The sequence below is a fragment of the Ruegeria sp. O5 genome (genome assembly GCF_056535105.1).
On sequence record NZ_JBQERN010000013.1, the window covers coordinates 81,152 to 105,382 of the forward strand.

Here is a 24,231-nt window from a genome sequence, read left to right on the forward strand (position 1 = left end):
CATGCGTTGGCCCCTGCTCATACCGCTCCTGCTCGGCTCGCCCCTTTGGGCGGCGGATTGGGATGTGCCCAACCGGGCGGGGGCCATCAACGAGATACTGGCGCAGGCGGCGGATGGGGACACCCTTCGCCTGAGCCCCGGCGTTTACGTCGAGCAGTTGGTTCTGGACCGGCCCGTGACCCTCGACGGGCTGGGACAGGCCACCATCGACGGCCAAGGCCAAGGCAGCGTGATCACAGTGACCGGGCCGGGCGTGACCCTGCGCGGGCTGACGGTGATCGGATCAGGCTCGGATCATGACGGCATCGACAGCGGCATCCAGCTGACCAAGACGGCGCGCGCGCCGGTGGTCGAGGACAATGTGCTGCTGGGCAATCTTTACGGCATCGACATCCACGGTGCGAAGGACAGCATCGTGCGCGGCAACCGGATTGAAGGGCGGCAGGATCGCCACATGAACGCGCGCGGCAATGGTGTCTATGTCTGGAACGCGCCGGGTGCGGTGGTTGAAGGCAATGACATCCGCTATGGCCGCGACGGGATCTTTGTGAATTCGTCCAAGAAGAACACCTTTACCGGCAACCTGTTCCGCGATCTGCGGTTTGCCGTTCACTACATGTATGCCGACGACTCGGTCGTCAGCGACAATGTCTCGATCGGCAACGATCTGGGCTATGCGGTGATGTTCACGACCAATGTGCGGGTCGCCAACAATGTCTCGATCGGGGACCGCGAACATGGCGTGATGCTGAACTATGCCAACAAGAGCGTCATCACCGGCAATGTCGTGAAAGGTGCCAAGGAAAAGTGCACCTTCCTGTATAACTCGAACAAGAACGAATTCACCGACAACTGGTTCGAGGGATGTGGCATCGGTATCCACTTTACTGCTGGCAGCGAACGCAACCGCATTGTTGGCAATTCATTCATCGGAAACCGGACGCAGGTGAAATACGTCTCGACCAAGTGGGTCGAGTGGTCCGAAGACGGGCGCGGCAATTACTGGTCCGATTTTGCCGCCTATGATGTGGATGGCAACGGTATCGCCGATGTCCCCTATCGACCCAATGACAGTATGGACCATGTGCTGTGGACCCAACCCGCAGCCAAATTGCTGCTCGGCTCGCCTGCCGTGCAGCTGGTGCGCTGGTCGCAATCGGCCTTCCCGGCACTGTTGCCGGGGGGTGTGATGGACAGCAACCCATTGATGCAAGCCCCTGAACCCCCAGCTATGAAAAAGGTGCCTCATGACGGATAAGGCCCTGTCAATTGACCATGTCAGCAAGAACCGGGGGAAAACCCGCGTTCTTGACGATATCACCCTGTCCCTTGCCCCCGGTCAGCGCGTGGCGCTGCTGGGCCATAACGGCGCGGGAAAGTCGACCCTGATCAAATCCATCCTTGGCCTGACGCCCATTCGGGACGGAGCCATTCGGATCGGGGGTGCCACCCCCGGCAGCGCGCAGGCGCGACGGGATACGGCCTATCTGCCCGAGGCGGTCTCGTTTCACCCGGCGTTGACCGGGCGCGAGCAGCTGACGCTGTTTGCAAAACTGTCCGGGTCAAAAGCCGATGTTCCCGGCCTGCTGGAGCGCGTTGGCCTGAGCGACGCATTGGACCGCCGGATCGGTGCCTATTCCAAGGGGATGCGGCAACGACTGGGGCTGGCGCAGGTGCTGCTGGGACAGCCGAAAGTGGCGCTGCTGGATGAGCCGACATCGGGCCTGGACCCGATCTCGCGGCAGGACCTCTATGCCATTATTGACGAATTGGCCGCGCAGGGTACCGCCGTGCTGATTGCCAGCCATGCCTTGACCGAGGTTGAGGCGCGCACCGACCGGATCGCCATCATGCGCAAGGGTCGGATGGTGGCCGATGACACGCTGAACAACCTGTCGGCGCTGGCCGGTCTGCCGATCCGCCTGAAGGTGCGCGCCAGCGCCAATGCGGATGCCCTGGCCGCTGAACTGGGCGGCAACCGGATCAACGGCGCATCGGTCGAGCTGCTGTGCACACCCGAAGACAAGATGGAGGCCCTGCGCCGGATCGCCGGATTGGGCGATGCGGTGGCGGATGTGGAAATGACACCACCCAAGCTGGAGGACCTTTATCGCCACTACGCACAGGAGGAGAGGACATGACCCGCTTCCTTGCCATCACCCGAACTGAAATGCTGATCCTGCGCCGCAACCGCTGGCTGTTGGTTGCCACGCTGATCATGGTGCTGTTTGCTTTGGCGCTGACCTTTGCGGGCAGCGCGCCCACCGGCACATTGGGTGTTGATATGCTGACCGTCTCGGTCGCGTCGATGACTACGTTGTCGGTTTACCTTGCGCCTTTGCTGGCGCTGATGATTTCCTTCGATGCCATCGCGGGCGATGTGGACCGGGGCAGCCTGTCGCTGCTGCTGTCTTATCCGGCTGGACGCGGGGAAATCCTGTTGGGCAAGTTCTGCGCCCATCTGGCCGCGCTGGCCTTTGCCATGACCGTGGGTTTTGGCACCGCAGGCGCGGTAGCCGCGTTCTTTGGTGGTGCGGGGCCGGAAAGCCTGATGGCGCTGGTGCGACTTATCCTGACCTCGATCCTGCTGGGCGCCGTGTTTCTGGCGCTTGGATACCTGCTGTCCGCTTTGGCGAGGGGCGCCACGGCGGCAGCGGGTCTGTCGGCCGGGCTTTGGCTGGTTTTTGTCGTCCTTTATGATCTGGGCCTGTTGGGGGCCGTCGTCATGGACAAGGGCGGCGCATTCACCCAATCCGTCTTTCCATGGGTGATGGTGGCCAACCCGGCCGACGCGTTCCGTTTGTGGAACATCGCCGCGACGGAAGGCGTTGCCATGGCCTCGGGCATGACCGGGGCCGCACAGGCCCTGCCGGTTTGGGCCGCGCCCGCGTCGCTGCTGATCTGGCCGGTGCTGGGCTTTGCCCTTGCCCGGCTGGCTTTCCGGAGGGTTGAGCCATGAGACGTCTTGCCCTGATCGCATTGCTCGCACTGGCGGCCTGCAAGGAAGAGCTGGCCGAGGCCCCTGACCCGGTCGACCTGACACCCGATGCGCTGAGCTATTTCTGTCAGATGAATGTCACCGAGCATGGCGGCCCCAAGGGGCAGGTTCATCTGGAAGGCTATCCGGCCCCGCTGTTTTTCGCGCAGGTGCGGGACATGGTGGCCTATCTGAAAAGCCCCGAGCGCGATGCGGATATCACTGCCATATATGTCAGCGATATGGGTGTCGCGCCAAGCTGGCGGCAGCCAGGGATTTCGAACTGGATCGCTGCGGATGGTGCGACTTTTGTCGTTGGTGCCGATGTGGCAGGTGGCATGGGGGCGCGCGAAGTGGTGCCCTTTGCTGATCCTGCCGATGCGCGGGTTTTCGCGGAGACCTATGGCGGGACCGCGATGCGCCTGCCCGACATTCCCGACGCCGAAGTGCTTGGCCCTGTCGATCTTGATCTGACATTGGAGACCCCCGTATGACCGCCCTGTCCCGTCGCCGTTTTCTGATCATTTCAGCTGCCTGTGCGGCCACCCCGGCCATGGCTTCGGACGCGCATTGGCGCGGCACAGCCCTTGGGGCTGCGGCCAGCCTGCGGCTGGTTGGGCTGGCGGATGTCGAGGCCGCACCGATCATTGCCGCCGTCGAGGGTGAGGTGACCCGGCTGGAGGATATCTTCAGCCTGTACCGTCCGCAGTCACAGCTGAGCCGCCTGAACCGCGACGGTGTTTTGACCGCACCCGCGCCTGAGCTGTTGAATGTGCTGAGCCTGAGCAGTGCGCTGCATCAGGCCTCCGGCGGCGCTTTCGATCCCAGCATTCAGCCCCTGTGGTATGCTTTGGCAAGAGGGGCAGGCCCCGGAGATCTGGCTGCCGCCCGCGCTGCTGTGGGTTGGGAACGGGTGTCTTTCGATGCTGCGTCGGTGCGGCTGCCGGTGCCGGGCCAGTCGGCCCTGACGCTGAACGGAATCGCCCAAGGAGCGATCACGGATCGGATCGCCGCGCTGCTGCGTGGCTTTGGTTTGCGTGATGTTCTGGTCGATATGGGAGAGGTTGCCGCCTTGGGTGCGCGAGGCGACGGCGCCCCCTGGAAAGTCGGGTTGGTCGCGCCGGACCAGCGGGTTTTGAAACGGGTCGCGCTGCGTGACCGCGCGGTCGCGACATCATCGTCGCTGGGGACGCAGCTGGGACAGGGTTTGGGCCACATCATCACCCCGGACGGGCCTGCAAACCGGGACAGAACGGTTTCGGTTTCTGCCCCTGACGCGGTGATCGCAGATGGGCTGTCTACTGCGATATGCGCGGCGCCCGAAAGCCAAGTCGCTGAAATCTTAAGTCATTTTCCCAGGGCCCGTGTCGAGCTGAATGTATGACGCATGGTCGCAAATCTCAGGTGGGTCAGGAAAATTCACCAAGAACATGATATTCGCGAAAAACATGATATAGGTCAATTCGTGCGCTGCTTCGCGCAGTTAGGAAGTAAGGACGCGAACCAATCTATCCACACTCGAGTCGCCAGCCATGAGCCAGTTGACCAGCAGACGCGCTTTTCTGAGCGCACGTATCCTACGGGAGGATCCTGATGCGATTCGACCGCCGGGCGCGGGCGTGACAGGCTTTGCCGATCTGTGCACAGGCTGTGAAGACTGCGCCGGGGCCTGCCCGGAAGACATCATCACATTCGACGACAGCGGCTTTCCGGTTCTGGATCTTTCCGCAGGCGGCTGCACCTTATGCGGTGCATGTGCCGAGGTTTGCCCGACCCCGGCGCTGTTGCCCGAGCGTGTGGCCGAGTGGCCGTGGCGCGCACGGATCGAGGCCGCAAGCTGTCTGTCGATGAACGGGGTGAGCTGCCGCCTGTGCCAGGACACTTGCGAACAGGAAGCCATCCGCTTTCGCCTGCAACTGGGCGGGCGGGCTGAACCGGCGCTTGAAACCGAAACCTGTATCGGATGCGGCACATGTTCTGCCGCGTGCCCTGCCGGGGCCATCACGATGCACCGCCCCGCCCCTTTGCACCCGGAGGTGACCCAATGAATATCTGTGGCTGTCTTGTCCACATCGCCCCCGATCACACCGACGCCGCGCGCGCGGCGATAACCGGCACCGATGGCGTCGAGCTTCATGCGGAGGCCGAGGATGGCCGGTTCGTCGTGGTTGTCGAGGATACAGCCGACCGGCTGGCCTCGGAAACCATCATGGATCTGCACCAGATCCCCGGCGTGATCTCGCTATCGCTGACCTATCACCATTTCGAAGATCCCGCGGAGGCTGCTCCGCGTCCTGATGCTCCAAGCCAACCGTCCAGCAGGAGGCCCATGCAATGACCATCTCTGAATCCCGTCGTACATTTCTGAAAGCGTCCGCAGCGGCTGCCACGGCCTCGGCTGCCGGCATTCCAATGGCCGCTGGTTCGGCCAGCGCCCAGGCCGCCGCGCCCGATATCCGCTGGGACAAGGCCGCCTGCCGGTTCTGCGGCACGGGCTGTTCGGTTCTGGTGGGCACCAAGGATGGCCGCGTAGTCGCCACGCAGGGCGACCCTGATGCGCCGGTCAACCGGGGTCTGAACTGTATCAAGGGCTATTTCCTGTCCAAGATCATGTATGGCAAGGACCGCCTGACCACGCCGCTTTTGCGCAAAACCAACGGCGAATATGACAAGAACGGCGAGTTTGAGCCGGTCAGCTGGGACGAAGCCTTTGACGTCATGGCTGCCAAGTGGAAAGAGGCGCTGGCCAAGAAAGGCCCGACCAGCGTGGGTATGTTCGGTTCCGGTCAGTGGACCGTCTGGGAAGGTTATGCGGCGGCCAAGATGATGAAGGCCGGGTTCCGGTCGAACAACATCGACCCCAACGCGCGTCACTGCATGGCATCGGCCGTGGTCGGCTTTATCCGTACCTTCGGCATCGACGAGCCGATGGGCTGCTATGACGACCTTGAGCACGCAGATACGTTTGTTCTGTGGGGGTCGAACATGGCCGAGATGCACCCGATCCTGTGGTCGCGTCTGACCGATACGCGCCTGACCAAGCCGGGATGCGAAGTGCATGTTCTGTCGACCTTCGAGCACCGTTCGTTCGAGCTGGCCGACAATGGCATGGTGTTCAACCCGCAGACCGATCTGGCGATCCTGAACTACATTGCCAATTACATCATTCAGAATGGCGCGGTGAACGAAGAGTTCGTCAAGAACCACGTCAACATCACCAAGACCGCCACCGATATCGGTTATGGCCTGCGCGACAATCATCCGCTGCAACAAGAGGCCGCGAACCCCAATGTCGGCAAGATGGAGCCGATCAGCTTTGAGGAATATGCCGAGGCGGTATCGGCATACACGCTGGAATACACTTCGGAGCTGTCCGGCGTTCCGGCGGACAAGCTGGAACGTCTGGCGCAGCAATATGCCGACCCGAACCGCAAGGTCATGAGCCTGTGGACCATGGGGTTCAACCAGCATACCCGCGGGTCGTGGGTGAATTCGCTGATGTATAACGTGCACTTGCTGGTGGGCAAGATTTCCGAGCCCGGAAACTCGCCCTTCTCGCTGACCGGTCAGCCGTCGGCCTGCGGAACCGCGCGTGAGGTCGGCACTTTTGCCCACCGTCTGCCTGCCGACATGGTTGTCATGAATGACGAGCACCGCAAGATTTGCGAAACCGCCTGGAATGTGCCTGCGGGTACCATTCCGGCCAAGCCCGGCTTTCATGCCGTGCTGCAACACCGCAAGCTGAAGGATGGTGATCTGAACGCCTATTGGGTGCAGTGCAACAACAACATGCAGGCCGCACCGAATATCAACGAAGAAGGTTATCCCGGATATCGCAACCCCGAGAACTTCATCACCGTATCAGACCCCTACCCGACCGTCACAGCCGTGTCCGCCGATCTGATCCTGCCCACCGCCATGTGGGTCGAGAAGGAAGGCGCCTATGGTAACGCCGAGCGCCGCACCCAGTTCTGGCGGCAGCAGGTCAAGGCACCGGGCGAGGCCAAGTCGGACGTGTGGCAGGTGATGGAATTCTCGAAACGCTTCACCGTTGAGGAGGTCTGGGGCGAAGAGTTGCTGGCCACCATGCCGGAACATCGCGGCAAGACCATGTACGAGGTTCTGTTTGCCAATGGCAGTGTCGACAAGTTCCCGCTGTCGGAAACGGCCGAGGGCTTTGACAACGACGAATCCGAGCATTTCGGGTTCTACGTTCAGAAGGGTCTGTTCGAGGAATATGCCAATTTCGGACGCGGCCACGCGCACGATCTGGCACCGTTTGAAATGTACCATCAGGCGCGCGGAATGCGCTGGCCGGTCGTGGACGGTAAGGAGACGCTGTATCGTTTCCGCGAAGGCTATGACCCTTATGTGCCCGAAGGCGCGGGCGTGAAGTTCTATGGCAAGAAGGATGGCAAGGCGAGCATCATCTTTGCGCCTTACGAGCCTGCGGCCGAGGAACCGGATGCGGAATATGATCTGTGGCTGTGCACCGGTCGTGTGCTGGAACACTGGCATTCGGGGTCGATGACGCGCCGTGTGCCAGAGCTGCACCGCGCCTACCCGGCGGCTGTGGTTTACATGCATCCGCAGGACGCCAAGGATCGGGATCTGCGCCGGGGCCAGGAGATAGTTCTGTCCACCCGTCGGGGCGAGGTCACCAGCCGGGTCGAGACCCGTGGGCGCAACAAGGTGCCGCGCGGTCTGGTGTTCATGCCGTGGTTTGATGAAGGCCAGTTGACCAACAAGCTGACGCTGGACGCGACCTGCCCGCTGTCGAAAGAGACCGACTTCAAGAAATGCGCCTGCAAGGTCGAGCGCGCATAGGCAACAAGGATCGCACGGGTAAATCCTCATGTCTTTTGCCGACAAACCCCTTTCGCCGCAGCGGCGCCGGTTCCTGCAGGATTCGGCGCGGGCGGCGGGCGGCTGCGTGGTCGCCGGGACGGTGCTGGCCTATCTGGCCCGCGACGCCCGCGCCCTGCCGGCCGAGGCTTTGCGCCCACCCGGCGCGCTGCCGGAAAAGGAGTTTCTGTCGGCCTGCATCCGCTGCGGATTATGCGTGCGGGATTGCCCATACGATACGTTGAAACTGGCCGAGTTAGGCTCGGACGCGGTGGCGACGGGAACGCCCTTTTTCACCGCCCGGGATATTCCCTGTGAGATGTGCGACGACATCCCTTGCGTCGCTGCATGTCCGACCGGGGCACTGGACCCCTCGCTGGACAATATCGACGATGCGAAGATGGGGGTCGCGGTTCTGGTCGATCAGGAGAACTGCCTGAACTTCCTCGGGTTGCGCTGCGATGTCTGTTACCGCGTCTGCCCCGTCATTGACGAGGCGATCACGCTGGACACCACACACAACACGCGGTCGGGCCATCACGCGATGTTCATCCCGACCGTCCACGCCGACCGCTGCACCGGCTGCGGCATGTGCGAGAAAAGCTGTGTTCTGCCCGAGGCCGCCATCAAGGTGCTGCCTGCCCGGCTGGCGCGGGGCAGTTCGGCAGAGCATTACCGCAAGGGTTGGGAAGAAAAGGCCGCGAAAGGCGCGCCGGTGGTCGAGGGGATCATCGATCTGCCGGACCGTTTGCCCGGACCGGGCACGGACAATCTGGCCACGCCCGGCGGATTTGCACCGGGATATGATCTGCCGGGGGTGGGACAATGAGCGCCCGCACAGATATGCCCACAGGTCACGAGGCCATCGCCAGCAAGGGCTGGATCGGCGCGCATCGCTATCTGCTGCTGCGCCGGGCAAGCCAGCTGTTCTTTCTGGTTCTGTTTCTGCTGGGCCCATGGTTCGGCATTTGGATCGTTCAGGGCACGCTGGCCGGGTCGCTGACGCTGGGCGTGCTGCCTTTGACCGATCCGTTCATCCTGTTGCAGAGCATGGTTGCGGGCCACTGGCCCGAATTGACCGCGCTGATCGGTGGGCTGATCGTTCTGGTGGTCTATGCCCTGATTGGTGGCCGTGTCTATTGTTCCTGGGTCTGCCCCATAAACCCGGTGACGGACGCGGCCAACTGGGTGCACCGCAAGCTGGACCTGCCGAAAGGCTGGCAGCCCAAGCGCGGCACGCGCCTGTGGATTCTGGCAACGGTCCTGCTTGTTTCGGGTCTGAGCGGCATGATCGCGTGGGAACTGATCAACCCGATCACCATGCTGCATCGCGGGCTGGTCTTTGGAATGGGCTTTGTCTGGGCGCTGATCGCCGCCATCTTTGTCTTTGACGTCTTCGTCTCGCGCCACGGATGGTGCGGACACCTGTGCCCGGTGGGTGCGTTCTATGGCCTGATCGGAGCAAAAAGCCTGCTGCGGATCAGCGCCACAAACCGCGCCGCCTGCGATGACTGCATGGATTGTTACGCGGTCTGCCCGGAAAATCAGGTGATCTCGCCCGCGCTGAAGGGCAAACCGGGAAGTACCCCGCTGATCCTGTCACCCGACTGCACGAATTGTGGCCGCTGCATCGATGTCTGCGCGGTCGACGTCTTTACCTTTACTCACCGGTTCGACGACCATGTCGTCCAACCTTCCGATCCAGTTGCCGCGCCCGAGCCGCGCGCCGCCAGACCTATCTAGGGGAGTGCCAAGATGAAAAAATCAATCGTTACAGGCGGAATTGCCCTTCTACCCGTATTATTGCTGAGCGGATGGGCCCTCGCGCAATCTGCTCAGGTTGAATCCCTGCGCGGTGCGGATGTGGATGAGCCGGTGCCGCTGGACCAGATCCACCGCAATGTCGAAGGGCGCCAGCAGCGCAATTACCGGCAGCAGCCGCCGGTGATCCCGCATTCGGTCGAACAGTACCAGATCGACATCCGTACCAACCAGTGCCTGTCCTGCCACGACTGGACCAAAGCCGGTGACCGTAACGCGCCGACGCTGTCGATGACCCATTATCTGGACCGCGAAGGCCGCGAACTGGATCGGATCGCCGGAACCCGGTATTTCTGCAACCAGTGCCACGTACCGCAGGCCGACGCCCCGCCGCTGGTCGACAACGTGTTCCAGCCCTCCACCGGCAATTGATCCAACGCAAGACTGAAAGGAGCACCGATATGGCCGACTCTCCTGAAAACCGCGGCTTGCTTGGTCGCCTCTGGAACGCGATCTGGACGCCGACGGTGCTGTTCAGTTCAGGCTTTCTGATCCTGGCCGGATTTCTGGCCGGTATCCTGTTCTGGGGTGGATTTCACTGGACCCTTGAGCTGACGAATACCGAAGAATTCTGTACCTCGTGCCACACGATGGAAACCAACCTGGGCGAGTATCGCGAAACGGTTCATTACAACAACCATTCCGGCGTTCGCGCGATCTGTTCCGACTGCCACGTGCCGGATGAATGGAGCCACAAGATCAAAGCCAAGATCATGGCCGTCAAAGACGTCTATCATGAGCTGGCTGGAACCATCAGCACACCCGAGCAGTACGAGGCGCATCGCCTGAGCATGGCATCGGCCGTCTGGAAGAAGATGAAGGAATCGGACAGCCGTGAATGCCGCAACTGTCATAACTTTGACTACATGGACTTTACCATTCAGGAAACCCGCGCCGCGTCGGAACACCAGCGCGCCATCGACACCGGCATGACATGCATCGACTGCCATCAGGGCATCGCGCATAATCTGCCCGCGAATTATCTGGAACAATACCAGAAGATAAGCGAGGCCGTGGAGGGCGAGGTTCTTCAGGAACATGCTTCCGCCTCGGGCAGCGACATCCGCGCGTTTCTGAACAACAGCTCGAATTAGGGTGGGGGCAGACATGTTAGACTTACTTGGAACAATCGGTGCCAATGTCCTGGGCCTGCCCGGCATACTGGGACTGGCGCTTGGAATGATGACCCGCAAGCTGTGGTTGGGCGCGGTCCTGGGGGCCGGTGTCGGCATTCTGGAAACGCTGGTTTTCGCGGGCTTTCAGTTTGCCCATGTGGAAGCGCTGGAACTTGGTATCTCGGTTCTGGTCGGGCTTTGCGCGGGCAGCCTTGGCACTGCCATCCGCCTGAAAGGCGCAACCGTCTGAAGAAGAAACCGGTTCTGCCCGTTTGGTGGAGCCGGTATCCTGCCGGGTCACGTTTCCCGCGCCAAAGCAGATGCTTGTGCCGCGCGCGACGCGTCTATTGACGCTAGGGAAGCGTTTAAGGCGCGCGGTGGCGCCAAAAATCGGCAGGGTGTGATTTTCGCATTTCCACAACTTCAATGAAATCGCATGAGGCCCTAGGGCCTAGGGGAAAACACGCATTCCCATTCCGTGCGGCAAGGCAGCAGGCCCGGCCCAGATTTGCGCGTGAAAAATCAATATGAAACCGAAAGCCAATGATTTGACAAGAAAAATTCAAAGTGGAGTGGAAATTCGAAACGACATCTGTCACAGCAGATAACAAGTTAATAATGGTGTCCCTGCGTCATGTGGATAGAACGTAAATTCCTCTCTATTTTTGCTTATACAAATACAATATGTTTTGAGGGGAGTAAGGGGGGAAGGAAAATGGGCGGGGGCGCAGAACGATGACGGGGGTCCTTGAGGCATCGCCGCGTATCTCAAAAGTTCTTCGACTGGCTGATCTGGAAAACCATGCCACGCTGTTTCGGCAGGAAGGCGTGGATGATGATATTCTGGACGAGCTGACAGATCCCGAACTGCGCGATCTGGGGCTGACGGTTGGTGAAAGAAAGCGGTTTCGCAAGGCGCAGGCGCGTCTGAAATCTGAGGAAGCTTCGACCCGGCAGGAGCTTAGGTCGGAAGCCGAACGGCGGCAGCTTACGCTGGTTTTCTGCGATCTCGTAGGGTCCACGCAGCTGGCCCAGCGGTATGACCCGGAAGACCTGATGCAGATCATGAATCTGTATCTGGATACGGCGATCGGCACCCTGAAACAGCATGGCTGTCATCTGGCCTACAGGCAGGGCGACGGGATCATGGTCTATTTCGGATATCCCAAAGCCATGGAGGACGATGCCGAGCGCGCCGTTCGCGCCGTGCTGGAGACCATCGAAGCCGTACAAAACCTTGAAAACAGGTTTGGCGAAAAACTGGATCTGCGCGCGGGAATTGCCACCGGTATGGTTGTTGTAGGGGTGGTTTCGTCGACAAGTCTTGGGTCGCAGGACTTTCTGGTCGGTGAAACCGCGAACCTTGCATCCCGCCTGCAAGGTCTGGCCGAGCCGGGTGAGGTGATCGTTTCCGCAGAGACGTGGCGATTGACACAAGGCGCATTCGAATTCGAGCCCCGTGGCAGCCAGAACCTGAAAGGGTTTGACAATCAGCGCACCGTCTATCGCGCCATTTCCGAAAGCGTCGCGACCAGCCGGTTCGATGCGCGTGTCGGACAGTCAGCCGTTGATCTTGTCGCCCGGGGCGACGATCTTTCGGTCCTGACCCAGCTTTGGAAAGATGCACAGGCGGGCTCCGGCAGGTTTGCGTTTGTCGGTGGCGCCGCAGGCATTGGCAAATCGCGGCTGATCAAGTCCCTGTCTGAAACAATTGGCGTCAAACCCTTTACCTTGCAGTGCATTCCGCATCTGGCCAGCCTTCCGCTTCACCCGATCGTGGGAGAGTTGAGGCGTGTTTCAGGCGACAAGTCCGATGACAGCATCCGGGGCGCGATTTCCGATTTTGTTCAGGCCGCCTCTCGTCTGAGCGACGCGGATTTGCCTGTTCTTCTCGATATGGCCGGGGTCGAAACGGGCGCAGAGCCGGATCCAGACCCCCTGAAGAAGGCCCGCAAATCGCTGGACGTGTTGTTGCGCAGCCTTGGCAGCCTGTGTGACAGGCGCGGCACCTTGCTGCTGGTGGTGGAAGACGTGCACTGGGCTGACGCAACCACGCTGGACGTGCTGGAGGCGCTGGCATCAGGTCTGGACGGGTTCCCGATACTGGTGGTCCTGTCGCATCGCCCTGAATACGAGCCGCCTGAGCATTACGAGGGCCGCGCGGCGCGCATCGATCTGACGCCTTTGGCCAGCAGTGAAGCCTCGGAACTGGTCCGGCGCGTGGCCGAGCCATACAGTTTGCCGGTCATCCTGATCAGGCAGATTGTCGAGAAGGCCGATGGCGTGCCGCTTTACATCGAAGAGATGACCAAGGCGGTTCTGGACCAGCTGCCGCAAGATGCGCCGATCAACGCCGAGGTTCTGGATGCCCTGAGTATCCCCGCAACCCTTCAGGATTCGTTGATGTCGCGTCTTGACCGGATGGAAAACGCCAAGCCCATTGCGCAGCTTGGGTCTGTTATCGGGCGCAGTTTCACCTCGGCGATGATCCAGGCGGTGGCGCAGGAAGACATGGATGTGGAAAGCGCGCTGATGCAGCTGATGGCGGCTGGCGTTGTGCTGATCACGGGCGAAGCCGGAACGGCCACCTACACGTTCAACCACGCGCTGGTTCAGGATACGGCCTATAACTCGCTGCTGCGCGAAGACCGGCAGAAGGTTCATCTTAAAATCGCACGGGCCTTGCTGGCCGGACATAACGCATTCGGAAACCCCGCCCCCGATACCGTGGCGCATCACTGCGACCATGGCGGGTTGAAGGATGAGGCGGTGTCCAACTGGTTTACGGCAGGCGAACAAGCCCTGACGCGGTTGGCGAACCTGCCTGCAATCTCGGCATTTCGCGCGGCACTGCGCAATATCGGAACGATGCCCGCCAATGCAGAGCGTGACGGGTTCGAGCTTCGGGTGCAGATGAATATCCTTCCGGCTTACATGGCGATCTATGGATGGTCCTCCGATCAGGTCGGAGAGACAGCCGCCCGCGCGATGGAGCTTGCCCATGCATTGGGCGATGGCGAAACCCTTTTCGCGGCCACCTTCTGCCGCTGGACCAATTTCTTTGTGGCAGGCCAGATGAACCGGGCAATGGAGATGGGACAGGCTCTGGACGCGATGGCCGGTATGAGTGGCGATCCTGTCGCCAACGTGCTGGCAGCCCGCGCGCTGAGTTTCACGCATTACTTCCGCGGGGAGTTCGCGGATTGCGAGCAGCAGCTTGACCGTGCCTTTGCGCTGATCACGCCTGAGCTGGACATGGCCATGATGCCGATGACCCAGTCCTCGACCACGGCGTCGTTGCTGGCCATTCAGGGGTGCCTTCTGTGGCAGCAGGGCAAGTTTGATGAGGCGGAGGCCGCACGTCTGAAAGCCATCGACGTCAGCCGGGCACTGAACCACGCACCCAATCTTGTCTATGTCATGGGCGCGTGCAGCATGTTCCTGCCCTACGCGGGCGAATGGGACCGGCTGGACGTCACTATGAAAGAAGCGCGCAAGATCGCCGATGAGGAAGGGTTCCTGTATCTTCACGCCATGCAGGATATCTACATGGGTCTTGCGCAGGCGGGAAAAGGTGACATCGAGGGCGTCCCGGCCCATATCGAGGCCTGCATGAACCTGATCTCAAAGTCTGGTGGAAACTTTACTTTTCCGCAGAATCAGATTGTTCTGTCTGAGTTGATGATCGATCACGGGGATATTGATCAGGCCCTGGACCGGCTTGAAACCGTGTGTACCCCCGGTTGGGAACGAGGAGAAACGCTGAACAAACCGGAATATCACCGCGTGCGGGCCAAAGCCTTTGCTGCCAAGGGTGATCGGGACAGCGCGATTGCCGAGGGTGAACTGGCATTGGCGCTTGCCCGCGAATGTGGTGCCGTTGTTCAGGAACAACGCGCCGAGGCACTTCTGGACAGTTTGACGAAAGCCGAATGAACGAGACGGACTGCCCGGCCAAACAGGGCAGCATCACCAAGAGGGATTTACAATGACCGACGCATTGGATTGGAACACCGAACAGTGGAATGCCGTTAACAAGGCCGTCCATGATGAAGCGCTGCGTGCGCGGGTGGCTGCGAGTTTTCTGCCGCTTTATGGGCCGCTGCCGGCGGACACGCAATCTGTTCCCCTGAACAAGCTGGGTCTGGTCGACAACGCATCAGGCGCGGCCAAGCGTCTGGAAGTGAATGATTATGACACCCTGCGGCTGACGACTGTTTCCGTCAACGTCTACCTGAAAGGCGCGCAGGTGGCTGATCCGGAACTGGCCGCGGCCATGATCATGTTCCGCCGGGCCGCCGCCGTCGTGGCCAAGGTCGAGGATGACATCGTTTTCAACGGCCAGCCAGGCAGCAGCGAAGCGCCCAAACATGCCGGTGGCGCACCTGCGGATCTACCGCCTATCTATACCGTCAGCGGTGGCGGCAAATATCCGGGGCTGCTGGAGGCTGGCGAAGGTCAATCCATATCGATCAACGGGAAGAAAAAGCCCTGTTCCGGCCCCGAGGTTTTCGAGGCCGTGGTCGCGGGCATCAACAAGCTGGAAGCGCATGGATACCTTGGGCCTTTTGCCTGTGTGATGGGCAATGGGCTGTTTCAGGCCGTGACCACGCCGATCGAAAACTCGATGGTGCTGCCGCGTGACAGTATTCTTCCGTTCCTTGACGGCCCGCTGCTGCGATCGGGCACCCTGCCCGCAAACAAGGCAGCACTTGTATCGCTGCAAGGTGCGCCGGTCGAGATTGTCGTGCCTTCGGATATCGCGGTGAAGTATCTGCAAACCTCGTCTGACGGTGAGCACATCTTCCGCGTGCAGCAGAAGTTCCACCTTAGGATCAAGGAAGCACAGGCGATCTGCACCATCACGTGCTGACCGGAGAACTGGTCATGCGAGAATTCACAGACCGGGGTGTGACATTGCGTTGGTCCGAATTGATCAACGAAAATGGGTTAAATCGGGTGCTGATCGAAGCCGGACCCGCCGTGTCTTCGCATGACGTGGTGCGTGTGATCTGTTCCGAAGATGGCGGCCCCGAACGCGCCATTCGCGGCTGGCCCTTGCAATGCGACCCCATGACGGGGTTTCAGCAGTTTGCAGCCATGCTGCCATCTGTGACCCAGGAAAAGACATTGACCTGGCGACCGGTGCTGACGACCGGTGGTCGCGAATATGATCCCGGCCCCGGAAAGGCCCCCGAGCCTGCGCCGCCAAGCCCGGCAAAGCCTGTCACGCAAATGCCCGCGCTTGAACACGTTGGCAGGTTTGTGGTGCCGTTCACCGACGAGTTCTATCCGTCGGGGGAAACACCGGACGGCATCTGGCTGCATTTCGGGATCAAAGAGGGCGGAACGGTTGAAGGGCCTCATCTGAAGGGGACGATCGATCCGCTGGGGGGCGACTGGATGCGCGTGCGATCCGACGGAGTTGGGCTTTTGCACGCCCGAGCGCTTATTCAACCCGTTGAAGGGGGTGCGCCGATCCTGTTTGAAGATACCGGCGTGTGTGACTTTGGCCCGGATGGGTTTGCCGGGCTGGCGAAGGGCACTCTGCCCGCCTCGGCCCCGGTCCGGCTGGCACCGCGATACCTGACGTCAAACCCGAATTATGCCTGGATGAACAGGTTGCAGGGGTTCGGCATCGGCGAAGCCAGCCTGTCCGATATCACCCTGCGCTTTGACGTCTATTCCGCGAAAGGAACATCCGATGGCTGAAAAGGTTGTCATACTGGGCGGTGGCGTGGCCGGAATGAGCGCCGCGCATGAGCTGATCGAGCGCGGGTACGAGGTCGAGATTCACGAGCGCCAGCTGATCCCCGGCGGTAAGGCACGCAGCATCCCCGTGATGAAGGGCGAAGGCGATCATGGGTCCAAGGCGAAACACATCAAGGCGCTTGAACAATGGGCCGAGATGGACGGCGCCAGTTATCCCCCCGGTGTGAAACGCCCCTGGCTGCCCGGCGAGCACGGGTTCCGGTTCTTTCCGAATTTCTACCGCCATATCACCGATACGATGGCGCGCACGCCCTATTACGGCAAAGGCACCTGTTACGATAATCTGGTGTCCACCACTCAGGTTCTGGTCAGCCAGTTTGACGACCCAGGCATCATCGTTCCCGAACGGTTTCCCCGCACGCTGAAAGACGTGGCCGACGTGCTCAAGACGGTTGCATTCACGCTCTCGCCACGGGACCAGATTGCCTATGAGGATGTCGAACATTTCATCGCCTGCATGTGGCGCATCGCGACATCCTGCAAGGAGCGCCGGTTCGATGAATATGAACGCATCGGGTGGTGGGATTTCATCGGTGCCGAGCAGCGCTCGGAAGCGTATCAGAAGTTTCTGGCCATTGGCCTGACCCGTTCGCTGGTGGCCGCGAAGGCGACAACTGCCAGTACAAAGACCGTGGGCGACATTGCGGTTCAACTTCAGCTGGGTATCGCGACGCCCGAGCCACATGGCAACCGGTTGTTGAACGGCCCCACCAACCTTGTCTGGATACAGCCGTGGCTGGATTACCTCAAAAGCAAGGGGGTCGTGTACAAGTTCAACTCAAAGGTCACGGGCATCGACTGCCAGGATGGCCGCATCGTCAGCGCGACGGTTGAACAGGATGGCGAAGAAAAGCAGGTCACCGGGGATTGGTTCATCAGTGCGATGCCAATCGAACGGATCGCGCCGCTGATCACCCCTGCGATGACGGCAATCGACCCGTCTCTGGCCAAGCTGCCCCTGCTGGCCGAAGACGTGCAATGGATGAACGGAATTCAGTTCTACCTGACCAAGGATGTTGAACTGACCCACGGCCACGTCATTTTCATTGACAGCCCCTGGGCCCTGACCGCGGTTTCACAAAAGCAGTTCTGGTCGGCCATCAACTTTGAAAACTGGGCAGAAGGCAAGACCAAGGGCCTGCTTTCAATAGATATCTCGGAATGGGACAAGCCGGGGTTGAACGGAAAAACCGCGCGTGATTGTAGCCGCGAAGAGATTGCGCACGAGGTTTGGGAACAGCTCAAGCGCAGCGTCAACGTGGATGGCCAGACCGTCCTGCGCGACGAGGACATGCATTACTGGTTCCTTGATCCTGATATTGTGCAGGATCCCAACGACCCCAAGCGCCAAACCAATGTGGAGCCGCTGTTGGTCAACCGCATCAACAGCTGGCGGTTGCGCCCTGAGGCGGCCACGTTGATCCCGAACTTCATGCTGGCGTCGGATTATGTGCGCACCTACACCGACCTTGCCACCATGGAAGGAGCAAACGAAGCGGCACGTCGGGCGGTCAATGCCATCCTGCAACGCGGCGGATCAAAAGCAGAGCCCTGCCAAATCTGGGACCTGCACGAACCGGATATCCTGAAACCGCTGCGCGCCTATGATTTTGCCCGCTATCAGGCCGGCCTGCCCTGGGACAACCGGTTTGCGGTTGCGGTCGAGGCGGCGCTGAGGATGGGACAGGATGCAGTGGGTGTTGAGCGTGGCGGCGAAGGGCCGCTTGCCGTCATTGCGAAACCGGCTACGGAATACTCAAAACCCGGCGGGATTACCGAAGACCCTGCGATTGCGGACGCGTTGCGTATGATCTGCCCTCCGAAAGAGCTGCTTGACCTGATGGTAGCCTACGAGCCGACCGCTGATCTTCCAATCCCCGGAGAGGAGATTGCAGAGGATGTTGCCTTTGATCTGGGCCGGGACAGCGGCCAGTCGGGGGTGTTGTCCAAAGCCTTGCCGCTGACGGATGCACCTTTTTCGGCGGCCGGACCCAACCTTGCCGAGACGGGCAGGAACGAGACCAAAACCCGTGTGATCATCACCCAGAAGGGATGACCCTGTGGCCACTGGCACAGCACATCTGGATCCTGCGGCACAGCAGGATTTTCTGAAAACGCTGACCTCATACGGGGATCGGGCCCGTGAGACGCTTTTGCAGATGCTGCCGACGGGCGAGCCGCAGGCCTACCTGTACGGGCCGATGCGGGATTACATCGAAACCTCGGGCAAGGGGTTGCGGCCCGCGCTGTTGCTGGCCACCTGCGAGGCTTTCGGCGGTGACAGCGAGACCGCGCGAGTGTCAGCCGCCGTTCTTGAACTGCTGCACAACGCGTTTCTGATCCATGACGATATCGAGGATCAAAGCGATTTCAGGCGCGGTCGCGAGTGTATGCACAAGCGTCTTGGGGTCCCTTTGGCGATCAATACCGGCGACGGGATGCAATCGCTGGCCCTGCGCCTGTTGCGCCAGAACCTTGGGCCGCTGGGCCCTGACACGGGTATACGCGTGGTGGACGAGTTCGATCATCTGTTGCAGCAGTCCATTGAAGGTCAGGCGCTGGAGCTTGGCTGGATACGGGACAACCGGCTGAACGTGGATGCATCGGATTATCTAACGATGTGTCTGAAAAAGACCTGCTGGTACAGTTTCATTCACCCCATGCGCATCGGGGCGCTGATTGCCCGGCCACATGATGTGGCGTCAGGCGCGCTTAATCTGGACGATTTCAACGCGTTTGGGTTTTTTCTGGGGGCCGCGTTTCAGATACAGGATGATGTTCTGAACCTCGTGGGCTCGCAGGACAAATATGGCAAAGAGATCGGCGGGGACATTTACGAAGGCAAACGCACGCTGATGCTGGGGCGGCTTAGCTTGCAGGCGGATGAGCCCGAAAAAGCGCGCCTGTCGGAGATGCTGTCAAACCCGCGTGACAACCGTTCGACGCAGGATGTCAGCTGGGTTCTGGATCGCATGGATCACTATGGCTGCATCAGATATGCACAGGACGCGGCCAATGACTTGCTGGCCTCGGCCCGTCAGGAGTTTGCGCAGGTTTTTGCAGCCACCGAAGAGGTGCCGCGCGCGTTTCTGGGTCATTTCATGGACTATCTCGTAACCCGTCAGGTTTGAGCGCCCGCCACCTCATACATCACGACGATCGAGGTTTGCACTGTGCCTGTGCAGGCAATCCGACCGTGATATTCGCCGGGATCGGCGAGGTCCGGCACGGTTACAATGACGGCAACATCTGTTGACTCGCCGGGGTTTAGCTGGATTTGCGGGGGGACAACATTGACCCGGTTTGCCGGAAGAGTGTCGCCGTTCCGGTTGATCAGGTCGCCCGGTTCGAACTGTAGTGCGACAGGCCCGCCACCACTTGGCGCATCAAAGGACAGCAATATGGTTGCGGTGCCGCCGGGGTGGCAGGTTTTGCGGCACGCAAATGGCCCTTCAAGCGGCTGTTGCGCGCCCCGTTCAGCCCCAAGCACGCGGCGGGCAATGTCCGAGATCGGTTGCGCATCCGGCTGCGGCGCGATCGGGCTGACCGGAAGTGGCGTGCTAACGTATGGTTTTCGTTCGAAATAAGGCATGCCCAACTGTGCACCTGTGGCGCGGATCAGTAAATGGGAAATTTACCGGATCCGCGCGACAAACACACCGCGTTATTATTTGCCTTTCCAAACCGGATCACGTTTTTCGGCAAATGCACGCGCGCCTTCAAGCTGGTCCTCACTGGAATAGAGGACATCCACGCTGCGCAGTTGCCGTTTGGTTATGCGGTTCATGGCGTCCTGAAACTTGGCGTCTTCGGCATCGCGCACGATTTCCTTGATGGCCGCGTAGACCAGCGGCGGCCCTGACGCCAGCAGGCGGGCAAGGTCCCACGCGCGGTCCATCAGCTGATCAGCGGCGACAATCTCGTTCACCAGACCCCAGCGGTTGGCTTCTTCGGCATCAAACCAGCGGCCTGTCAGCAGCAGCTCCATCGCGATGTGATAGGGGATGCGCTTGGGCAGTTTGACGCTGGCAGCATCCGCAACGGTGCCCGAGCGGATTTCCGGCAAGGCAAACGTGGCGTGGTCAGCTGCAAGGATCATGTCTGCGGACAAGGCCAGCTCTAGCCCGCCGCCGCAGGCGATACCGTTGACGGCGGCAATCACGGGCTTGTTCAGATCGCGCAGCTCTTGCAGGCCTCCGAACCCGCCGACGCCGTAATCTCCGTCCACCGCGTCGCCGTCGGCGGCAGCTTTCAGATCCCAGCCGGGGCAAAAGAATTTTTCGCCCGCGCCGGTCAGGATGGCCACGCGCAGGTCCGGGTCGTCGCGGAATTCAGCAAAGACCTCGCCCATTCTGCGGCTGGTGATCAGATCGATCGCGTTTGCCTTAGGGCGGTCCAGCGTGACCTCGAGGATCGAACCATCGCGGCGGGTTTTGATCGGGTCCATATCTCAGGCCTTTCTTATCAGGGCGTCCACGGCAACGGCCTTGTCCGGCGTGCACAGGAGCGGGTTAATCTCGACCTCGCCAAGCGTGTCGGCATTTTGCATGACATAGGTCTGAACGGCCTCGACCGCGGCAACAATCGCATCCATATCAGCCGCCGGTTGGCCGCGATAGCCCGCCAGCAGAGGGGCTATCTTCAATTGACCGAGGGCGGAGCGGATGTCTTCGGGCGGGCTGGGCACCAGCAAGGATGCCGTGTCGCGCAGCAGTTCGGTCAGCACGCCCCCTGCCCCAAGGGTCAGAACAAACCCATGAGCGGGATCACGCACCACGCCAATCAGAAGCTCGGCAACGGGTCCGGTGACCATCTCTTCGATCAGGATGTCTTCGGTGCCGATATCTGCCGCGACAGCCGCGACGTCCTGGGCCCGGATGCCCAGCCGAACGGCGCTGTGTTCGGATTTATGCGCAAGCCCGACACCTTTGACGGCAAAGGGGCCTTCCATCTGCTCCGCTGCGGCACGGGCAGCTTCCGCGCCCCGCACCGTCCGGTTCTGCGGGATACGCAGGCCGCATTCCGCCAGCGCCGCCTTCGAGGCGCCTTCGGTAAGGGTTTGGGTTGGTTCCATCATACCCGGTTGCAAAACGGGCGCAGCGGATGGGGCCTTGACCTGCCCTGCGGCGCGGGTCGCAGATAGCGCCTCGCGCAGGCCCATGAAGGGGACAACACCCCCGGCCATCAGCTGTTGTGCGATGTCTTCCGGCAAAAGTTCCGGCAAGGTGGCGACAATCGCAAACCGGGCGCCGGTTTCTGCCCGTACGTTCAGCGCTGCCTGCGTTGCGCAGGCCCAATCGGTGGAGTCGGTGGTCGGGTAGTCGACGATCGAGAATGTCATGTCGATATCGTCACCCGTCATGCCCGACCAGGCCCGCGTCATCGCCTGCTCGTCACGCCAGATATAGGTGTGATAATCCAGCGGGTTGTTCAGCGCGACCATTGGCCCGAGCGCGCCGCGCAGGCGGGTCAGCTTTTCACCGCTCAGCCGTGGAAATTGCAACCCCGTGCCGACGGCCATATCGGCAATCAGGCTCGCCTCGCCCCCCGAACAGCTGATCGAGGAAATGTTGCCCCCCGGCAGCGGCCCGTAGCAATGCAACAGTTTGAGCGTTTCAAGGAAGTCAGGCAGTGCCGAAACGCGCGGAATGCCAAGCCGGTCAAGCAGCGCCTGCGCCCCGGCATCGCTGCCCGCCAGAGATGCGGTATGGGAAACGGTTGCCGCTTGCGCCTGTTCCGATGCGCCGACCTTGAGGGCTACCAGAGGGATGCCTTTTGCGTGGGCCTTGGCGGCCAGCGCCTCCCACTCGCGGATGTTCTTGAAGCCTTCGATATGCAGGCCCACTGCGGTCACGCGCGGGTCATCGATCAGGGCCGAGGCGATTTGCGCCTGACTGGTCTGAGCCATATTTCCGCAGGTGACCATATAGGCAATCGGCAGCCCGCGTTTCTGCATGGTCAGGTTGATCGAGATGTTCGAGCTTTGCGTCAGGATCGCCACGCCCTTGTCGACGGGCACAACCCCGTGCTGATCCGGCCACAGCAATGCCCCGTCCAGCGCGTTGATGAACCCATAGCAGTTCGGGCCCAGAATGGGCATGTCACCGGCCGCTGCGATCAGTTGATCCTGCAAATCCCCGCCGGTGTCGTCCTCGGCCACGGCCTCGGAAAAGCCCGAGGCGAAGCAGACAGCGCCACCCGCACCCATACTGGACAGGACTTGAACCGCTTCAATCGTGGCGTGGCGGTTGATACCGATAAAAACCGCGTCAGGTGCGTTGGGCAGGTCTTCGATATGGCCATAAACCTTGTGGCCCGCAATGTCCGAAGCCTTGGGGTGGACCGGCCAGATCTGACCGGCATATCCCATGCGTTCGGATTGCAGAATAACCTGTTGGCACCATGCACCGCCGCCAATGACTGCGATGGATTTCGGGCGCAGCAGCCGGGTCAGGTCTTTGGTCATGGTCAGGCGCCCAGCGGACGCAGAAGATCGCGGCTGATGATGTGGCGCTGAATCTCGCTGGTGCCGTCCCAGATCCGTTCGACCCGGGCGTCGCGCCAAAACCGTTCGATCGGGAAATCATCCATCAGGCCCATGCCGCCGAAGATTTGCAGCGTCGTGTCGGTGACCCGCGCCAATGCCTCGGAGGCATAGAGCTTGGCCGAGGCGATCTCGCGGTTTGCGGGCAGGTTCTGATCCAGACGCCAAGCGGCGGCAAGGGTCAGCCAATCGGCGGCGTCAATCTCGGTGATCATGTCGGCAATCTGGAAGCCAACGCCCTGAAACTTGCCGATGGGCTGGCCGAATTGCTTGCGCTCGGCGGCGTAATTCAGCGCATAGTCAAAGCAGCGCCGCGCGCGCCCGACCGAGAAGGCCGCAACCGTCAGACGGGTCGCGTAAAGCCATTCGTTCATCACCGCAAAACCGCCATCGACCTCGCCCAGAACCTGCGCATCGGACAGGCGGCAATTGTCGAAATACAGGATACAGTTTTTATAGCCCCTGTGGCTGACGGATCTGTAGCCGTCGCGTACTTCAAAGCCCGGTGTGCCGCGATCCACCAGGAAGGTGGTGATGCGTTTTTTGGGGCCTTTAGGGGTCTCATCCACGCCGGTGGCAACGAAGACAATGAAGAAATCCGCGTGTTCCGCGCCCGAGATGAAGTGTTTTGATCCGTTGACGACCCAGTCGCCACCGTCGCGCACCGCCTGACATTTCATGCCGCGCACGTCCGATCCGGCATCCGGTTCGGTCATCGCCAGCGCGTCCATCTTTTCCCCGCGCACTGCGGGCAGCAGATAGCGTTCGCGCTGTTCGTCGTTGCAGGCCATGAGGATGTTTTGCGGGCGGCCAAAGAAATGCGTCAGCGCCATCGACCCACGGCCCAGTTCACGCTCGACCAGTGTAAAATCCAGATGCGACAGGCCCGCGCCGCCCACTTCTTCGGGGAAGTTGCAGGCATAGAACCCCAGATCGATACATTTCTGCTTGATCTCGTTGCCAAGCTCCGGCGGGACCGTTCCGCTGCGTTCCACCGCGTCTTCATGCGGGTAGATTTCTTTTTCTACAAAGCTGCGGACCGTCGAGACGATCATGTCCTGTTCTTCTGTCAGACCAAACTGCATGGCGCGTGTTCCCTGGATCGGTGGTTGACCAACCAAACGCCATCGCTCATGGTCGCGGCATGCAGAGATAGA

Annotated in this window: 22 protein-coding genes; 18 read left to right on the forward strand and 4 right to left on the reverse strand. The window is 60.8% G+C overall.

The window, feature by feature from the left end:
- Window position 1: 1 nt before the first annotated feature.
- The 18 genes from ACR0M3_RS15420 to ACR0M3_RS15505 all read left to right on the forward strand — a co-directional run bounded on the left by ACR0M3_RS15420 (window position 2) and on the right by ACR0M3_RS15505 (window position 19,661).
- Window positions 2-1,258, forward strand: coding sequence for a nitrous oxide reductase family maturation protein NosD (locus ACR0M3_RS15420; protein WP_480539705.1), 1,257 nt, complete (start codon window positions 2-4; stop codon window positions 1,256-1,258).
- The gene (locus ACR0M3_RS15425) at window positions 1,248-2,141 is read left to right on the forward strand and encodes an ABC transporter ATP-binding protein (protein ID WP_480539707.1); all 894 of its coding nucleotides are present in this window, start codon (window positions 1,248-1,250) and stop codon (window positions 2,139-2,141) included. Before ACR0M3_RS15420 ends, ACR0M3_RS15425 begins: the two co-directional genes overlap by 11 nt.
- Window positions 2,138-2,959, forward strand: coding sequence for an ABC transporter permease (locus ACR0M3_RS15430; RefSeq protein ID WP_209507037.1), 822 nt, complete (start codon window positions 2,138-2,140; stop codon window positions 2,957-2,959). Before ACR0M3_RS15425 ends, ACR0M3_RS15430 begins: the two co-directional genes overlap by 4 nt.
- Window positions 2,956-3,471, forward strand: a complete 516-nt coding sequence (locus ACR0M3_RS15435) for a nitrous oxide reductase accessory protein NosL (RefSeq protein WP_480539709.1) — start codon at window positions 2,956-2,958, stop codon at window positions 3,469-3,471. The genes ACR0M3_RS15430 and ACR0M3_RS15435 overlap by 4 nt, the downstream gene beginning before the upstream one ends.
- Complete coding sequence (locus ACR0M3_RS15440; RefSeq protein ID WP_480911557.1) at window positions 3,468-4,361, forward strand: FAD:protein FMN transferase; 894 nt, start codon at window positions 3,468-3,470, stop codon at window positions 4,359-4,361. The genes ACR0M3_RS15435 and ACR0M3_RS15440 overlap by 4 nt, the downstream gene beginning before the upstream one ends.
- 148 nt (window positions 4,362-4,509) lie before the next feature.
- Window positions 4,510-5,025, forward strand: coding sequence for a ferredoxin-type protein NapF (napF, locus tag ACR0M3_RS15445; protein WP_480494067.1), 516 nt, complete (start codon window positions 4,510-4,512; stop codon window positions 5,023-5,025).
- Complete coding sequence (locus ACR0M3_RS15450; protein ID WP_480477405.1) at window positions 5,022-5,315, forward strand: chaperone NapD; 294 nt, start codon at window positions 5,022-5,024, stop codon at window positions 5,313-5,315. Before napF ends, ACR0M3_RS15450 begins: the two co-directional genes overlap by 4 nt.
- A complete protein-coding gene (napA, locus tag ACR0M3_RS15455; protein ID WP_267363553.1) occupies window positions 5,312-7,804 on the forward strand; it encodes a nitrate reductase catalytic subunit NapA in 2,493 nt (830 codons plus the stop codon). Before ACR0M3_RS15450 ends, napA begins: the two co-directional genes overlap by 4 nt.
- A gap of 28 nt (window positions 7,805-7,832) precedes the next feature.
- Window positions 7,833-8,651, forward strand: coding sequence for a ferredoxin-type protein NapG (gene napG, locus ACR0M3_RS15460; protein WP_480900529.1), 819 nt, complete (start codon window positions 7,833-7,835; stop codon window positions 8,649-8,651).
- Window positions 8,648-9,565 (forward strand): quinol dehydrogenase ferredoxin subunit NapH, encoded by a 918-nt coding sequence (gene napH, locus ACR0M3_RS15465; RefSeq protein ID WP_480911560.1) that lies wholly within the window; start codon window positions 8,648-8,650, stop codon window positions 9,563-9,565. Before napG ends, napH begins: the two co-directional genes overlap by 4 nt.
- Window positions 9,566-9,577: 12 nt before the next feature.
- A complete protein-coding gene (locus ACR0M3_RS15470; protein WP_480911562.1) occupies window positions 9,578-10,015 on the forward strand; it encodes a nitrate reductase cytochrome c-type subunit in 438 nt (145 codons plus the stop codon).
- Between the two features lie 29 nt (window positions 10,016-10,044).
- Window positions 10,045-10,737, forward strand: coding sequence for a NapC/NirT family cytochrome c (locus ACR0M3_RS15475; protein WP_480911564.1), 693 nt, complete (start codon window positions 10,045-10,047; stop codon window positions 10,735-10,737).
- 13 nt (window positions 10,738-10,750) lie between these two features.
- Window positions 10,751-11,008 (forward strand): hypothetical protein, encoded by a 258-nt coding sequence (locus ACR0M3_RS15480; RefSeq protein WP_480484292.1) that lies wholly within the window; start codon window positions 10,751-10,753, stop codon window positions 11,006-11,008.
- A gap of 485 nt (window positions 11,009-11,493) precedes the next feature.
- Window positions 11,494-14,694 (forward strand): adenylate/guanylate cyclase domain-containing protein, encoded by a 3,201-nt coding sequence (locus ACR0M3_RS15485; protein WP_480911565.1) that lies wholly within the window; start codon window positions 11,494-11,496, stop codon window positions 14,692-14,694.
- A 52-nt stretch (window positions 14,695-14,746) separates the two neighbouring features.
- The gene (locus ACR0M3_RS15490) at window positions 14,747-15,631 is read left to right on the forward strand and encodes an encapsulin (protein ID WP_209507025.1); all 885 of its coding nucleotides are present in this window, start codon (window positions 14,747-14,749) and stop codon (window positions 15,629-15,631) included.
- A 14-nt stretch (window positions 15,632-15,645) separates the two neighbouring features.
- Entirely contained in the window at window positions 15,646-16,470 is an 825-nt protein-coding gene (locus ACR0M3_RS15495; RefSeq protein WP_480911567.1) for a DUF3237 domain-containing protein, read from the forward strand.
- Window positions 16,463-18,586 carry a hydroxysqualene dehydroxylase gene (locus tag ACR0M3_RS15500; RefSeq protein WP_480520447.1) on the forward strand — a complete coding sequence of 708 codons (2,124 nt, stop codon included), beginning with the start codon at window positions 16,463-16,465 and terminating at the stop codon, window positions 18,584-18,586. The genes ACR0M3_RS15495 and ACR0M3_RS15500 overlap by 8 nt, the downstream gene beginning before the upstream one ends.
- A gap of 4 nt (window positions 18,587-18,590) precedes the next feature.
- Window positions 18,591-19,661 (forward strand): polyprenyl synthetase family protein, encoded by a 1,071-nt coding sequence (locus ACR0M3_RS15505; RefSeq protein ID WP_480911569.1) that lies wholly within the window; start codon window positions 18,591-18,593, stop codon window positions 19,659-19,661.
- Here ACR0M3_RS15505 and ACR0M3_RS15510 read toward each other — a convergent pair.
- The 4 genes from ACR0M3_RS15510 to ACR0M3_RS15525 form a co-directional block, all read right to left on the reverse strand.
- Window positions 19,652-20,122 (reverse strand): hypothetical protein, encoded by a 471-nt coding sequence (locus tag ACR0M3_RS15510; RefSeq protein WP_480911571.1) that lies wholly within the window; start codon window positions 20,120-20,122, stop codon window positions 19,652-19,654. The genes ACR0M3_RS15505 and ACR0M3_RS15510 overlap by 10 nt on opposite strands.
- Before the next feature lie 75 nt (window positions 20,123-20,197).
- Window positions 20,198-20,977 (reverse strand): carnitinyl-CoA dehydratase, encoded by a 780-nt coding sequence (locus ACR0M3_RS15515; protein WP_209597100.1) that lies wholly within the window; start codon window positions 20,975-20,977, stop codon window positions 20,198-20,200.
- 3 nt (window positions 20,978-20,980) lie between these two features.
- A complete protein-coding gene (locus ACR0M3_RS15520) occupies window positions 20,981-22,996 on the reverse strand; it encodes an acetate--CoA ligase family protein (protein WP_480911573.1) in 2,016 nt (671 codons plus the stop codon).
- A gap of 2 nt (window positions 22,997-22,998) precedes the next feature.
- A complete protein-coding gene (locus ACR0M3_RS15525; RefSeq protein ID WP_209507018.1) occupies window positions 22,999-24,159 on the reverse strand; it encodes an acyl-CoA dehydrogenase family protein in 1,161 nt (386 codons plus the stop codon).
- Between the last annotated feature and the right edge of the window lie 72 nt (window positions 24,160-24,231).